General features: G+C 36.9%; 14 protein-coding genes. 8 read left to right on the top strand and 6 right to left on the bottom strand.

Features of this window, described 5'->3' with window-relative positions:
• Nucleotide 1: 1 nt before the first annotated feature.
• Complete coding sequence (locus U9K52_RS03450; RefSeq protein ID WP_322925394.1) at nucleotides 2-439, bottom strand: hypothetical protein; 438 nt, start codon at nucleotides 437-439, stop codon at nucleotides 2-4.
• Nucleotides 439-1,563, bottom strand: coding sequence for a DegT/DnrJ/EryC1/StrS family aminotransferase (locus U9K52_RS03445; protein WP_248392513.1), 1,125 nt, complete (start codon nucleotides 1,561-1,563; stop codon nucleotides 439-441). The genes U9K52_RS03450 and U9K52_RS03445 overlap by 1 nt, the downstream gene beginning before the upstream one ends.
• A gap of 86 nt (nucleotides 1,564-1,649) precedes the next feature.
• Between U9K52_RS03445 and U9K52_RS03440 the strand changes: the two genes are divergently transcribed.
• On the top strand, nucleotides 1,650-3,260 hold the full coding sequence (locus U9K52_RS03440) for a S8/S53 family peptidase (RefSeq protein ID WP_322925390.1): 1,611 nt from the start codon (nucleotides 1,650-1,652) through the stop codon (nucleotides 3,258-3,260).
• A 43-nt stretch (nucleotides 3,261-3,303) separates the two neighbouring features.
• Here the strand turns inward: U9K52_RS03440 and U9K52_RS03435 are convergent, their stop codons facing one another.
• Nucleotides 3,304-4,050 carry a hypothetical protein gene (locus U9K52_RS03435; RefSeq protein ID WP_322925388.1) on the bottom strand — a complete coding sequence of 249 codons (747 nt, stop codon included), beginning with the start codon at nucleotides 4,048-4,050 and terminating at the stop codon, nucleotides 3,304-3,306.
• Nucleotides 4,051-4,057: 7 nt separating this feature from the next.
• Nucleotides 4,058-6,592 (bottom strand): phosphoenolpyruvate carboxylase, encoded by a 2,535-nt coding sequence (locus tag U9K52_RS03430; protein WP_322925386.1) that lies wholly within the window; start codon nucleotides 6,590-6,592, stop codon nucleotides 4,058-4,060.
• A gap of 161 nt (nucleotides 6,593-6,753) precedes the next feature.
• Here U9K52_RS03430 and U9K52_RS03425 point away from each other — a divergent pair, with 161 nt between their 5' ends.
• From U9K52_RS03425 to U9K52_RS03395, 7 genes are all read left to right on the top strand, one after another.
• Complete coding sequence (locus U9K52_RS03425) at nucleotides 6,754-7,416, top strand: hypothetical protein (protein ID WP_322925384.1); 663 nt, start codon at nucleotides 6,754-6,756, stop codon at nucleotides 7,414-7,416.
• A 44-nt stretch (nucleotides 7,417-7,460) separates the two neighbouring features.
• The gene (locus U9K52_RS03420; protein WP_169229973.1) at nucleotides 7,461-7,865 is read left to right on the top strand and encodes a hypothetical protein; all 405 of its coding nucleotides are present in this window, start codon (nucleotides 7,461-7,463) and stop codon (nucleotides 7,863-7,865) included.
• 234 nt (nucleotides 7,866-8,099) lie between these two features.
• Nucleotides 8,100-8,705 carry a hypothetical protein gene (locus U9K52_RS03415; protein WP_322925381.1) on the top strand — a complete coding sequence of 202 codons (606 nt, stop codon included), beginning with the start codon at nucleotides 8,100-8,102 and terminating at the stop codon, nucleotides 8,703-8,705.
• 910 nt (nucleotides 8,706-9,615) lie between these two features.
• Nucleotides 9,616-10,779 carry an iron-containing alcohol dehydrogenase gene (locus U9K52_RS03410; RefSeq protein WP_322925379.1) on the top strand — a complete coding sequence of 388 codons (1,164 nt, stop codon included), beginning with the start codon at nucleotides 9,616-9,618 and terminating at the stop codon, nucleotides 10,777-10,779.
• A 187-nt stretch (nucleotides 10,780-10,966) separates the two neighbouring features.
• Complete coding sequence (locus tag U9K52_RS03405; RefSeq protein WP_248392498.1) at nucleotides 10,967-11,428, top strand: lipocalin family protein; 462 nt, start codon at nucleotides 10,967-10,969, stop codon at nucleotides 11,426-11,428.
• A gap of 62 nt (nucleotides 11,429-11,490) precedes the next feature.
• Complete coding sequence (locus U9K52_RS03400) at nucleotides 11,491-12,144, top strand: GDSL-type esterase/lipase family protein (RefSeq protein ID WP_248392496.1); 654 nt, start codon at nucleotides 11,491-11,493, stop codon at nucleotides 12,142-12,144.
• A 138-nt stretch (nucleotides 12,145-12,282) separates the two neighbouring features.
• Entirely contained in the window at nucleotides 12,283-12,621 is a 339-nt protein-coding gene (locus U9K52_RS03395) for a hypothetical protein (protein ID WP_322925376.1), read from the top strand.
• A 41-nt stretch (nucleotides 12,622-12,662) separates the two neighbouring features.
• Here U9K52_RS03395 and U9K52_RS03390 read toward each other — a convergent pair whose 3' ends face one another.
• Together U9K52_RS03390 and U9K52_RS03385 are read right to left on the bottom strand one after the other, a co-directional pair.
• Nucleotides 12,663-14,015, bottom strand: a complete 1,353-nt coding sequence (locus tag U9K52_RS03390; RefSeq protein ID WP_322925374.1) for a DEAD/DEAH box helicase — start codon at nucleotides 14,013-14,015, stop codon at nucleotides 12,663-12,665.
• Between the two features lie 82 nt (nucleotides 14,016-14,097).
• A complete protein-coding gene (locus U9K52_RS03385) occupies nucleotides 14,098-15,747 on the bottom strand; it encodes an ABC1 kinase family protein (protein ID WP_322925372.1) in 1,650 nt (549 codons plus the stop codon).
• Nucleotides 15,748-15,841: the final 94 nt, after the last annotated feature.

Below are 15,841 nucleotides of genomic sequence, written 5' to 3'. Positions count from 1 at the left end.
GTTAATTATTGTATTTTCCTATTTCTTCAATTTCCGAAAACTCTACCTTTCTGTATTTAAAAAAGTTAACAACAAATAATAGAATGAAAATTAATGAAAATGCAATAATAAATTTAATATTATCTTCTTCATAATAACCATTTTCAAGAAGCATTTTTACAAAGCCATAAGTAAAAAACAGGAATATTATTGAAAAATGGATATTTAAAAATAATATACTTTTTCTAGCACTAAATAAAATAAATATTAAATTTGATAATGCTGTAGAAGCTACCAGTACTGCAAAAATAAAAATGAAGTTTTGCATCAAAAAGATATTATTAAAATCTACTTCGATAAAACTATCATAACTCCCATAACTGAATAGGGCAAATATAAAGAGTTCAATTAAAAAAATTAATATCCCAATAATTTTATATCTAAAAACCTTCCTTCCCATTACTTCATAAACTCCAGCACCGCATCTGCAATATACTTCAGCTGCTCTTCATCCAGTTCCGTATGCATCGGAAGAGAAATAACCTCATCCAGCAGCTTATCAGTATTCACGAAATCGGCATCATTGCTTTCCTGATAATAAGCTTTTTGCTTTCTTAGGGCTACGGGATAATAGATCATGGCCGGAATTTCTTTTTCCGTTAAAAATTTCTGAAGGTCATTGCGTTGACCGTTTAAAATTCTCAACGTGTACTGATGGAAAACATGAGTAGAATTATCCGCTCTTTTCGGCGTTAAAATGTGCTCATGCCCTGCAAAAGCCTCATCGTAATAATCAGCTGCTTTGTTTCTTGCTTCATTATAATTGTCTAAATGCGGAAGTTTCTTTCGCAGAATAGCAGCCTGAATACTGTCCAATCTTGAATTTACACCAACCTCATCATGATAATATCTTTCGTACATGCCATGATTCACGATTCCTCTTAAACGATGCGCTAATTCATCATTATTGGTGAAAATAGCTCCTCCGTCGCCATAGCATCCGAGATTTTTAGAAGGGAAAAAAGAAGTGGTTCCTACCGTAGACATGGTTCCTGCTTTTTTTACACTTCCGTCGGAAAATGTAAATTCTGCACCGATCGCCTGTGCATTATCTTCAATAACATATAAATTATGCTGTTCTGCAATTTTCAGAATTTCTTCCATATTGGCGCACTGCCCGAAAAGATGAACCGGAATAATGGCCTTTGTTTTTGGGGTAATCGCTTTTTTAATCGCTTCTGTAGAAATCGTAAACGTATCATAATCAACATCTACCAGTACCGATTTAAGTTTAAGCAAATGAATAACCTCAACCGTTGCTGCGAAAGTAAAATCTGCAGTGATGATTTCATCCCCTTCTTTAAGATCAAGAGCCATTAAAGCAATCTGAAGAGCATCCGTACCGTTGGCACACGGGATTACATGTTTTACGTCTAAATAAGACTCTAATTCATTCTGGAAAGACTTTACCTCAGGGCCGTTGATGAAAGCCGCTGAATCCATTACATTTGAAACTGCATTATCTACTTCATTCTTTATCTTGTAATACTGACTTTGTAAGTCAACCATTTGAATCTTTTTCATAAATAAATATTTCTGTAAAAATAAGGAATTTAAAATCCTATCAAAAATTTTATTGATTTTGTTTTATCTTTATATAAAATATCTACATGAAAAAAATTCTACTCTTTTGTCTTTTAGCATGTTATTCAGTGAGTTTTGCACAAACGTCGCTTGTTTTCGTGTTCTTTAAAGATAAGCCGAACAAGGCCGCATTTTATGCCAATCCCTTGTCTGAACTTTCCCAAAAGTCTCTCGACAGACGTACTGCCCTTGGCGTTCCGTTGAATGATCAGGATGCACCTATTGAGCCATCCTACATTACCAGTATTCAGAATTTGGGCTTCACCGTTACGGATTATTCAAAATGGCTTAATGGTGTTGCCGTCAATGCTACTCCGGCTCAGATTACTCTTCTTCAGTCACAGACTTATGTGAATTCCGTAGAAAGTTTCGCAAAGAATGCATCCGGTGTACCAAAGATGGAAAATATCAATAAATGGATAAATCCGGACGTCAATACAGGAAAAAACCTCACCGTCTTTGATTACGGTTCCGGAGCACAGCAGATTGACCAGATTAACATTCGTCCGCTGCATCTTGCAGGATATACCGGAACAGGAGTTACCATCGCTGTCATCGACACCGGTTTTCCGAATGTAAATACAGGTTCCGCATTTACGAGGCTTTGGAATAACGGACACATCAAAGGCGGATATGATTTTGTAACGAAGACCGCAGACATTTATAATCCTTCTCTTAATATACATGGAACGGTGGTTCTCGGAGCCATTGGCGGATTTGTACAGGATACTTTTGTAGGCTCTGCTCCTGATGCCGATTTTTATTTGTACCGAAGTGAAAATGCCAATGTCGAAATTCCCGAAGAAGAACTTTACTGGATTGAAGCTGCTGAAGAAGCAGACCGGAAAGGAGTTGATATGATTACCACATCTTTAGGGTATTCCACTTTTGATGACCCGAAGTACAATTATTCCTACGCCAATCTGAACGGAACGACTTCCTTTATTGCGCGTGGTGCTGAAATCGCAGTAAACAAAGGAATATTTGTATTATTTGCCGCAGGAAATTCTGGAGTTCAGCCATGGCATTATATTTTAACGCCGGCGGATAACGCGAAAGTTTTTAGTATCGGTTCTGTAGACGCTGCAGGAGCATCGTCGGATTTTTCATCTTACGGACCCAATTCTGCGGGAGTTATTAAACCTGATGCAAGTGCAAGAGGAACAGCAGCGATTACGGTGAGCAATAACAATTCCACACTTCCGGTAAGCGGAACCTCTATCGCCACGCCCATTGCAGCAGGAGGCGTCGCATGTCTCATCCAGGCTTTTTCTACAATGAACAGAGATCTGATGAGAGATAAGCTAAGACAGACCGCATCGCTTTATCCGAATCATACCGATCAGATGGGTTTTGGAATCCTTAATTTCGGAAGCTTGTACAACAATGTTTTAAATACGTCTGAATTGGTAAAGAAAAACAATATTGTCATTTTCCCGAATCCGGTAAAAAATATTCTCAATATTGCTTCCGAAAAAGAAATTACATCACTGGAAGTGTATGATAATTTAGGAAGACTGATCACCACAGTAAATAATCAAAAATCTTTGAAAGTTGAAGATTTCAGTAAAGGGGTTTATTACGTGAAGATCAAAACAAAAGATGCAATCTATTATGAAAAATTTATAAAAGAATAAAGCAAAAACCTCTCAGTCCGAGAGGTTTTTTATTGAATTTATGTCAGAAGCTGAGTTCATCAAAATCTTTAATTTCAGATAAAAGAACAGGCTTTTGAATATCAACTTTAGACCATGTTTCCTTGAAAACCTCATCCTTGTATTCCTCATCTTTATTGATATTATCTTTAATCTGCTTTTTACCGGTTAAAAAATTAATGCTTGTCTCATTTTGAACAATCGGGCCGCGGTTATAGCTTGCATCATAACCAATGAGCTGGAAATCATTGCTTCTGTATTTAAAAGTATAGGTCCAATATCCATATCTGCCGTGCATATAATTAACATAGAGATTATTTTTGTCTATGGAAACTTCCATTTCCGGAGCATAATATACGCCGCCATCTTCGTTTTCGGATGAAAAGCAGTTGTTGTTTTCTACAATCTTTTTATAGCTGTTATCTTCTGTTTTAAACAAGATAATAATTCCCCGGCGGTTTCGATCCAGTTTTCCACGATACTCATCGGTGACTATTTTATCTTTTTCAGTTCCTTTAATGATCAGCACATGATCTTTACGTCCGTCGTTATTCAGATCTCCTTCTACTTCATCAAAAAGCACAAATCCAGTGGGTATAAAATCAGCAGGTTTTTTCTTATCAGCAGTTTTTACATGATCTTCCAAAACTTTTTCTACCGATAATGCTTCATTTTTAGCAGCTGGCGGCAACTGGCTTTCATTGGATTTTTTACAACCTTCAAACAAAAAAAGGGCTGTAAAAACCGAAACTGAAAAGAATATATTTTTCATACTATTTTTAAGCTGAATTTCTGCTGGCGTTGATATTTCCAAACAAAGACCGTGTCACAAGCTTTTCATACGCTTCTTTATTTCCTTCCCCTTTCTGAATTTTAATCAGAGCATATTGTTGAATACTCAGTAACGGAAGAACAATTCTTTCGCGGATCTTTACGGATTTTCTGGAAAGCGGATCTTCCTGTTGGAGCATGGTGAAGCCGGTAAGCTCCAACATAATATTTTTAGAAAGGTTATATTCATCAAACAAAATATTCCAGAATGCCCCGAATTTAGGATTATTTTTAATGTAATAAGTCAGCGGAAAATAAGTTTTATTTAAACTCATCATGGAGTTTAAAACCAATGTTTTGAAGAAGTCGGAACCCCTGTACAGTGCTGTTACTTCGTCAAACCGTCCCTGTTCTTTCATCTGCTGCATAGCAAAACCGAGTCCGAAAAACCCGGGAACATTCTGCTTCAGCTGTGACCATGAACCTACAAAAGGAATGGCTCTTAAATCTTCAAATTTAAGCTCATTTCCGGCACCTCTTTTCGACGGGCGGCTTCCGATATTGGTTTTCCCGTAATATTCCAGCGTACTCATTTCCTGGAGATAGGGAACAAACATAGGATGTGCTTTCAGATCCGAATATTTTTTATAGCTGATATCAGCCAGTTCGGCAATCAGCGATCTTTCTTTTTCCGTAAGGTCTTTTTTGGAATTTTTAAACACATCATTCTCCACACCGGCTGTTAAGAGCTGTTCAAAATTGTATTTTGCTTGCTCCTTATTCCCGAAAATGCTGGTAATCGTCTGTCCCTGAATCGTTAATTCAATCTTATTATTGGCAATCGTTCTTCCCTGGGAAGCATAGAAATCGTGGGTTTTTCCACCACCTCTTGCAGGCGGACCGCCTCTTCCGTCGAAGAAGACCACTTTAATTCCGTTTTGTTCGGAAAGTTTCGTTAAAACTTCCTTGGCCTTGTAAATTTCCCAATTGGCTTTGAGATAGCCGCCGTCTTTTGTACCATCAGAAAAGCCAAGCATAATGGTCTGCTGATTTCCTCTTCTTTCCAGATGCTTTTGATACACCGGATTCTGATACAGTTCAGCCATTACTTTTTCCGCATTGGCAAGACCTTCCATGGTTTCGAACAACGGAACAATATCCATCTTGATTTCTTCATCCTGATAACCGCAGATTTTGAAAAATGCATACACATTCATCACATCTTTTACCGCATCGGAATTGGAAATAATGTAACGGTTCATTCCTCTCAAGCCGTTAAGCATTTGAATGTCTGTAATCTGAGCAACCGTAAGCAAAGTATCTTTAACGATATCTTCAAAATCATCCGGATTTATTTTTTCCGAAACCTGAATCAGACGGTTGAATTTCTCTTCTGAATCAGCGTCTGGGTTGCCAACAACTTTGGCAAAAACTTCATCAATTACTTTCTGATGAATCCTGCTGTCCTGTCGAACGTCCAATGTCGCAAAGTGGGTTCCGAAAATTTTCACCCTGTCCCTGAAATCCGTCAGCAGATCAATAAACAGCGAATTATGCTGCTCTCTGACAATTGTTTCCGCTTCATCCAGTCGTCTGATGATATCATCTGCTGTAATTCTTTCATTTCTGAATATAGCCGAATACAGTTCGTTGCTGAGTTTTGTCAACACTTCCGAAACTCCCCTGAAACTCAATCTTCTTCTTACTGACTTCAGATTATTGTAATATGCTTTGAGAATGGCTGAGTGAAGTTCTTCTGCTACCCTCTTGGTAACATCGGCCGTTACAAAAGGATTTCCGTCGCGGTCGCCTCCCGGCCAGAAACCAAGCTGGATGAGGTCTTCATGAATATGGAAATGCTCACTTCCGAACGTTTCTTTTATTTTCGTGAAAAGTTCCCCAATCGTATCGTAATACACATATCTCAGATAATAAATGATGCTCATGGCTTCATCAATCGGGGTCGGTTTTTCTTTATTTACAAATGGCGTTTTTCCCAATTGCTGCAGAAGCATATCGATATTGGTGATCGAATCGTGGGTAATTGCATTTCTAAGGTCATGAAGAATCCTTTGCACAGAGTTCGGATAAAACTGAGTCGGGTGTGCGGTAAAGACAATTTTGATCGCAAAATCTTTGAGTTTCTCACGAACCTGTTCCAGTTTATGGTCCTGGAGGGAATGCTCGTAAAGGTTGGTTACCGTTCCTTTATCGCTGTCGGAATGAAGATTGGGAAACGCTGCATCTTCGATACTATCGAACAAAACAACCTGTCTTTCAATATATTGTATAATTTTAAAAAGCAGTTCGAGTTTCTGTTCTTCGGTCTGTAAATCGGTATGGCTTTTAAAGAATTCTTCAACGATTTCTTCGGGAGTTTTCCCGGCTTGATAGCCAGTTTTGCTTTCTTCACAAAGAAACGGGAGCAGCATCCCGATGTTCGTCATTTTATCATAAGGCAGGCTCATAAACAATGAATTGTAGATCTGGAACTTATTTTCCACGATCTGCCTGAATTTTTCTGCGCGTTGGTCGTGTATCATAATAACAAATGTAGGGGATTTTGATTTGATTTAATCCTGTTTTTGCTTTAAAAAACAGCTAAATTTCACAAATATTTTTGAAGAATGCAACATAATCAATTAAAAAGAATCGTTCTACAACTGAGATGAAACCGTATCTTCGTGAAAATTTTTAACCACGCATGAAATTCGGAATTATTTTCTATGCTGTTTTAGGAACTGCAGGTTTACTGACAGGCATTTATTTGCTGCACTATTCTTTTCCCGTCTCTATCATTTTTTTCATTGGCACGTTTATCAACGGTATATTTATTCATAAAGAATACAGCATTCATAAAAGTGATAAAATTGTCTATGATGAAAACACACTTCCGGATGAAGTTGTTGTTAAACATTCACGTTCCGGAAGGATTATTGCAATTTCAATTTACAGTATTTTTATGATTTTAGGACTGTTTTTTCTTTACTCCATCATTGTAAAATCTGATTCTCAAAGCATTATTATTTTGGCTTTAGCAATAGCTTTTACAGCTTATTTTATTGTAAAAATTTTCAAGGAAATCAAGAAGATATCCAAAATTGTTATTTCAATCGACGGAAAAGGAATTCAGATAAAAGATAATCCACGATATCTTTGGAAATATATTCAGCTTGAAAAGATTATTGTAAAACGTTTGGTAAGTCGTGAATCAAAACATGATTATAAACCGGAAATTAATTATCTTTACTTCTTTCATAACGATGAGAAAATAGAAATTAATATTGAAGATTTTGACATTACGGATCATCAGCTTTCGCAGGTTCTGAAAATTTTCAGAGCCCGATACAATTCAAATCAATTATAATTTTAAATTACTACTTTTACTGTATTCGCAATAATTAATATGCCATGAAAAAACTCATCCTATTCCTCCTCCCGCTTCTCCTTTTTACCGCCTGCGGTGAAGATTGCTATAATCCGCCACAGCCTATTGTTTTTGAATTTGTGAATGCTGCCGGTGAAAACCTGATCGCCAACGGAACGCTTACTACCTATTCCATACAGGATGAAAATAATGTGGGCATTCAGCTTACCAAAACTTCAGAGAACAGGGTACTTCTGGAAAATGTAGGAGCGTACAACGGTACAAAAAATTATAAATTTTATTCTAATGTCAAACTTTTTGATTTCTCAATAGAATCCGCAGAATTCAATAGCGGCTGCGAAGGCTATCAGATCAAAAAACTGACTTTTACCGGCGTGGGATTTGATGTGAAAGATGAAAACGGATATTACAAAATTATATTCCAGTAAATTTCCTTTTACTTGTTGAAAATTTCTATTAACTACAAAAGATTTAAATACTTTCAATTAAAGTTCATCAACATGAAGAATAAAGAACATAATACAATAGTTTTTAAAATCTTTGATTTTTATTCTTTTGAGAACTTTGTTTCTCCAGTAACAACTTTAAAATAGCCCTGCCTCTTTTGTGGTTAACTTTAAAATAGTTTAACAGCTTTTTTGCTAAATTAAAAAAATAACAGAATGAAAGTATTATTTCCGGTTGTATTGCTGTGTTCAGGTTTGGTTTTCAGCCAGAAAACTATTCCGGCAGGTTACCAAAAAATCCCTGAAATTCTTGACAATCCGGAACTACTCTACCCTTTTATCGTTCCGGACAAAAAATATGACTACTGGAGTGTTCTCAGAAACAATCCGGATCCCGACAAAGCGGTTATCTATGAAAGCCAGGCACCGGATTTCATGACTTTAAATGATCCTACTCCTGAGAAAGGATTTTTTCAGAAATGCCTCGGAGAAGATTGTTTTTCTTACCTTCTGGCCTGTGAAAAAGGTAAAACGAAATACTTTTCAACTGAACAGCAACTGAGAGATTTTATCGGAACTGTCGATAATCTTCCGGAAGCTATTTTAATAGCCAACACATACGGTTATACTGTTGACACAGGCAATGCACTAAGCAGCTCTTATAAAATGGATGATAAAAATATTTTTCTATATCTCACCAAGCTTACAAACAATACCGAAAACAAAGAGTCTTTTTTCATTAAGATCAACAGGAAAACGGGAAAACATGAGGTAAAAGCAATGGAACTTTTTAATATAAATATGTCTGTTCGATTTCTATAATATCCGCTATTTATTTCATACACAAAATTACTTTTTACGTTTAAAAAGCTCTGAATTCTATTGATACAGCGTACTTTTTTATTGATTCGCTCTTTTCAACAAAGCTATAAAGCATTGAAAAATAACAAATTGCACTTGATTGCCTCTTCGGACTGGTTGATTGCCTCTTCGGAATGCTTGATAGCTACTTCGGACTGGTTGGTTCCCTCTTCAGAGCAGTTGATCGCTTATTCGAAACACTTGATTCCTTTATCGAACTGATTGATCCGCCATTCGAAGTACTTGACGATCTCATCAAAGTAGTTGATGGCCTCAACTGAATGGCTGAATTTCACTTTACATACAAAAATACTTTAATCCGTCAGTTCAGGCAGGTTTTTCGCAAGGCAATAAAGAAAAGCACATCGAGAACTTTTTATAATTAAGACATCTGTTCTCGATACAAAATTCTTTCAGAATTTTTACTCGAACTGACGTGATGAAAAATATAAATCTTCTTTAATATACGTCTTTCAATTAATCGTCAGTTCGAGTGATTTTCCGTAATGAAATGGAGGAAAATTGTATCGAGAACTCTTAGTTAATATGTTCTCGATACAAAATTCTTTTCAGAATTTTTACTCGAACTGACGTGATGAAAAATATAAATCTTCTTTAATATACGTCTTTCAATTAATCGTCAGTTCGAGTGATTTTCCGTAATGAAATGGAGGAAAATTGTATCGAGAACTCTTAGTTAATATGTTCTCGATATAAAATTCTTTTCAGAATTTTCACTCGAACTGACGAAACGTCTATTATAATAAACCCGATAGTTTTAATAAAACTGAATCATTAAAATTTTAAAACTTTATTAACCCGGATTTCATCAAGCATTGCGTACATTTGAATTTAAATAAATTTAAGGACTATGCTTAATTTCGAGTTTAAAAATCCAACTAAAATACTTTTCGGTAAAGGGGAAATTGCCAAAATATCTAAAGAAGTTCCGGCCAATGCTAAAGTTTTAATGATTTATGGCGGCGGAAGCATTAAAAACAATGGTGTTTACGACCAGGTAAAAGAGGCGTTGAAAGATCATGAAATCTATGAGTTCGGCGGCGTTCCTGCCAATCCCGAATATGAAGTTCTGGTCAATGCACTCCAATTTATCAAAGAAAAAGATATCGATTTCCTTCTGGCCGTTGGCGGAGGTTCGGTGATTGACGGAACAAAATTTCTCTCTGCAGCAGCAAATTATGATGGTGAGCCGTGGGAAATCCTTACCAAATCCGTAAGAACTTTCGAAGGAGAAGGATTGCCTTTCGGAACGGTTCTTACCTTGCCCGCAACCGGATCTGAAATGAATTCCGGCTATGTGATTTCAAGAAGAGAGACCAATGAAAAATTGTCTTCCGGAGGGCCGGGCCTTTTCCCGCAATTTTCAGTCCTGGATCCTGAAGTCGTAAGATCAATACCGGCAAGACAAATTGTAAATGGTTTAACAGATGCTTATACACACGTTTTGGAACAGTATATGACTGCTCCGTCGTCAGCAGATTTGCAGGAGAGAATTGCAGAAAGCATCCTGATCAGCCTTCAGGAAACTGCTCCGAAAGTTCTTGCAGATGATTTCGACTATGAAGCAGCCGGAAATTTCATGTGGTGCTGCACAATGGCCTTAAACGGGCTTATTCAGAAAGGTGTGATTACCGACTGGGCCGTTCACGCAATGGGCCATGAACTGACCGCATATTTCGGAATTGATCATGCAAGAACACTGGCTATCATTGCTCCTTCCCATTACCGCTATAATTTTGAAGCTAAAAAAGGAAAGCTCGCTCAGTATGCAGAAAGAGTGTGGGGAATTAAAGAGGGAACTCTTGAAGAACGAGCAGAAGCCGGAATCAGAAAGCTGGAAGACTTTTTCCACAGCCTGCACATCCAGACTAAGCTTTCGGAATACACCGAAGATTTCCAGGGAACAGCAGAACGAGTAGAAAAAGCATTCACGGAAAGAAAATGGACAGGTCTTGGTGAATATAAAAAACTTACGCCTCAGGATGCAAAGAAGATCGTAGAAATGAGCTATTAAAAAACAGGAAGCGTGAAGATGGAAGATGGAGGTTATAAAATTCAGAAATTAATTATGAACCTGCCATTACCATCTTCAAACTTCCGGTCAAATTATTTTGTTTACAAACATTCGTTTAAAAAACCTTAATTTCATTAGAGATATTTCAAATTTATTTATATTTTAGCATATTCTTAAATTTGTAAAAATGAAAAAACAATTACTTTTATTTGCCTTTTCAGCATTCGTGCTTAGTTCATGTGAAGATGATGATATCCAAGCGTATGAAATGGATATGATGAAAGGTGAATGGAAAATCAGTAAAACAGAAGTAATTTCAGGAAAAGACGATAAGACAGCACTTAGTACTTATGTGCCGACCGGATGTGAAACCAACAATACGATGGAATACAGAACGGATTTTTACACCTCTTTTACAGCATATACCGGAACAGGAACAGACTGTCAGATCGCTTACAAATCGGAAGGAACGTATGATTATGATACGGAGACTAAGAATCTCACCATAAAATATACGAATGACAGCTCAAGACCATATCAGGTAGTTATTCTTACAAGTTCTGAGATGAGGCTTAAACAGATGTTCGGAAACATAGACCAGAATGGAGATCAGGTGATCGATTACACCTACATTTCTTTAAAAAGATAAAATGAAACTCCCGAGATTCCGGGAGTTTTTTTATGAAACGGAATTTTTAAAATGATTATACAATGAAGAAGATGTTATCAGCATTTTTACTGCTGACTTTTGCCCTTTTCTTTTCGCAGGAAAAAAAACCGATGTTCTGGCAAGACATACAGAATTTCAAAAAACAGGATCAGGAAACACCGCCCCCCAAAGACGCTATCCTCCTGATTGGAAGCTCATCATTTACAAAATGGACGGATGTTGCCAATTATTTCCCGGATAAAACTATTATCAACAGAGGTTTTGGAGGGTCCAGATTAACAGATCTTAATTATTTTGCCAATGATCTATTACACTATCAACCCAAACAGATTATCATCTATTGCGGTGAAAATGATTTTGCCGATGATGATAAACTGAAGGCAGATGTTGTGGTAGAACGATTCAAAACTTTTTACAAAAAAATACGTGCTAAATTTCCTACCATTGAAGTAGATTATATCTCAATCAAATATTCTCCAAGCCGCGAAAAGCTTTGGCCCCAAATGAAAGAAGCCAATAAAAAAATTGCCGCTTTCATGAAAAAACAGCCGAATGCAGAGTTTATTGATATCACCAAAGTAATGGAAGATGCCAACGGAAATGTACGAAAAGACCTTTTTGTAGAAGATATGCTTCATATGACACCGGAAGGCTACAAATTGTGGACATCGGTAATGAATCCTTATATGAAATAAATGAGAGAATCGGTTAGAAATTTACCACTTTATCAAAAAGCCGAGGAAATCTAAGAAACGTTAAAGATCATTACTGATCTTTTCCCCGAAGATAATGACTATCTGCAACATCTAAAGATAAATCTTCTTGAAGACAGTATGATTATTCAGGCTAAAATATCTGGTGCTGAAGCCGTAAGACTTTATGACATCAAGATGGAGAACGCTGCAATTATCCGTAAAGCAGCGAGAGATATTATGGTAAGCGGAAATAACCTTGAAATGTTCGGGTTTACAGATTCAAAATATTACAAACTGATCAGAAGCCTTATAGAAGAATTACGCATTTTGTTTGTGGAATGGGTAGCCGGATTTGATCCGAAACATTTTATTGTAGATGATTGGGGATTATTTAATCCTCCTGGAATATCTCATGACTATATTCAGAGTGATGACGAACTCGATTTTCTTGACGAAGATGAAGACGATGAATTTTAATTGACTCAAACAAAAAACTCCCGAAATTCGGGAGTTTTTTGTTATTTCTTTTTCTTGGATTTTGAAATAGCTTTTTGCTGAGATCTGTTGGCACCAAATTTTTTCGGGGCCTTTCTTTTGGATGGTCCGCCCCAGTTTTCTTTTGTATTCTTGGCTTTCTTCTCGTGAAATGCGCCTCCGCCTTCATTCAGTTTTACCTGGGCAGGATTTTTCATGGAAATCTGCTCTTCTTCAGAGGCAATTTTCTTAGGATTTATTTTCACCTCTTCAGGGAAGTTGATAAATCTAAGCTCCTTATCCATCAGTAATTCGATGTCAAGGATCAGCGGTTCCTCTTTTTTAGTAACAAATGTTACCGCTTTTCCATCTTTATCTGCCCTACCCGTTCTACCGATCCTGTGAATATACTGTTCCGGAATATCCGGCGTTTCAAAATTGATAACATGGGTAATATCCGAAATATCAAGACCTCTTGCCATGACGTCTGTGGTTATAAGGCCTCTTATCTCTTCATTTTCAAAACTTTTCATGGCTTTCAGCCTGTAATTCTGTGATTTATTGGAATGAATCACATCAAACTGTTCCGGGAAGAGCTCATTAATTTTAGTAAAAAGAAGATCTGCGTTTTTCTTATTATTGTTAAAAATCAACACTTTAGACATCTCCTCATCCCGCTTTAACAGATATTCCAACAGGTTGATTTTGGTATTAAAATTCTCAACTTTGTAAGCAGTCTGTTCAATTTTTTCAAGCGGAGTACCGGATTTTGCAAGAGAAATCTCTACCGGACTTGCAAAATACTCATCCAGCATAACATCTACTGCTTCCGTCATGGTTGCAGAAAAAAGAATGTTCTGTCTCTTTTCCTTCATCATTTCGAAAATATGCGTCAGCTGCGGTCTGAAACCGAGATTCAACATTTCATCAAACTCATCGATGATCAGCTTCTGAACTTCTTTCAGTGATATAGCATTGTCGATCGCCAAATCCATCACCCGTCCAGGAGTTCCCACCAAAATATCACATCCTCCGTCGAATAAAAGTTTCTGTGTGTTAATATTTTTACCTCCATAAATACCGATCACTCTTGCCGTGATATTTTCTGTAAGCTTTTCAAGAATTTCCGTAACCTGTACTACCAGCTCTCTTGTAGGTACAAGAATAAGAACCGTAGGATTTCCGTTTTTATTGTACTTCCAGGTTTTAAGAACGGGTAAAAGATAAGCCAGGGTTTTCCCCGTACCGGTCTGTGCAATTCCCATTACATCGCGTCCTGAAAGTATCGGCCTAAGGCTCTTCTCCTGGATGGGAGTAGGTTCAAATAAATCCAGATCTGCCAAAACATCAAGAATTTTAACCGGAAGGTCAAAATCTGCAAAAGTGAGTTTTTCCATTTTGCAAAGATAGGCAATTAATTTTTGAAAGAATATGACCGATCCATTGACTATTTAAAGTGCCATTCTAAGTATTATCCGCTTATTTCCTGGTAATCCTTAATAAAATGATAATCGTTAATAAGACTGAAAATATAAATCCCAGAACAGCAATTAAGGACATTTCCCCAACTTTAGGTCCGGATTCCGAGACAAATACAATTGCTGTAGCAATGATATTCGCACCGAGAATCATGGTTAGAATCAGATTAACAACACTTGACTTGATCAGCTGATTGGTTTTCTCAATATTTTTAATTTCGCTGGTAACCGTGAACTTATTTTCATCGAGTTTCTGTAGGACGGAACGCAATTCTTTAGGGATTTCATCTACATTATCTGTAAAAGTCATCATTTTTTCCATCCCTGTTTTTAAAATATTCTGCGGACTTATCTTTTTAGCGAATATTTTTTTGGTGTACGGATGGAGGCTTTTCACTACATCCAGATCGGGATTAATGGTGCGCCCCACTCCTTCGATCAATCCAATTCCTTTGAATAAAAGATAAAAATAATCCGGCATGTACAGTCGGTTATCTTTCAATACATCTTTCATTTTGTTCATCACCGCATGCGGATCAATTTCTTTAAGTGAGGTATTGTGGACGAAATCCAGGATATCCTCCACATCTCCTTCAAATCTTCTTTCATTAGGAATCTGATAACTGACCGCCATCTTTTTAAGGTAACGCACAATCTTATGCGGATTTTTTGCAACGAAACTTACGATAAGATCTTCCAGGATTTCCTTGTCATTCGGCGGGATTTTACCTACTGCACCAAAATCGATGAATACAACTTTTCCGTCCTTTTTTACCAGGATATTTCCCGCATGAGGATCTGCATGAAAGAAGCCATAATCTAAAATCTGAGAGACAAAAAGCCGTAATCCGGCTTCCGAAATATGAACAGGATTGATTGAATTGGCCAATAACGCTGCTTTATCCGTAACTTTAATACCGTCGATAAATTCCATGCAGAGAATATTGTTATTAGAAAACTCTTCGTAAACCTTGGGAATATATGTTTCTTTACTGTTTTTAAAATTTCTTCTAAATTGAAGAATATTTTCTTTTTCATTAATCAGAGAGACTTCCTCCAATAAAGATTTTTCGAAAGTTGAAATTGCCTGTTTAAGATTAAGTTTTTCTCCGATTTCAGAATAGGACGAAATCAGTTTCTCAAGATCTTTGATCAACAGAAGATCATCTTCTATGATTTTCTGAACATCCGGCTTTTTAATTTTAAGAATAACCTGCGTTCCGTCAGTCAGTAAAGCTTTATATACCTGAGCAATGGAGGCTGTAGCCAGAGGTTCGCTTTGAATTTCTGAAAAGTGCTCCGAAGCAGAAATATTGCATTCATTTTCGAGGATTTCAGCAACATTCATTTCTATTTGATCTACTTTGTCCTGAAGTTTCTGCAGTTCCTGGATCAGTTCGGGCGGAAGAAGATCTTCCCGATTGCTGAATGTCTGTCCGAGTTTTACAAAAGTAGGTCCCAGCTCTTCCAGGGCCATTCTTATCCTTTCATAAACCGTTCCTTTTGAAATAATTTCTTCGAGATCGGAAGAAACTTCGGGTTGTTTATTTCCGACATTCATTCTTGCCAGAAGATCTTTAAAGCCATATTTGCTCAATACGGAAATGAGTTTTGCAGACCTTTTCAGTTTTCTTTGTTGCTTATCAAACATAATGCATAAAAGTAATAAAAACAAGCCACAAGCATTCAAAAAGTATTCCTAATATCCAAAAAAAACTTTGCCATAAAGGCAAAGCTGTTATATT

The organism is Chryseobacterium sp. MHB01 (genome assembly GCF_034651565.1).
GTDB lineage: Bacteria > Bacteroidota > Bacteroidia > Flavobacteriales > Weeksellaceae > Chryseobacterium > Chryseobacterium nepalense.
Note: the sequence above shows the minus strand (reverse complement) of the source record. Positions and strands in the feature narration are given on the sequence as shown.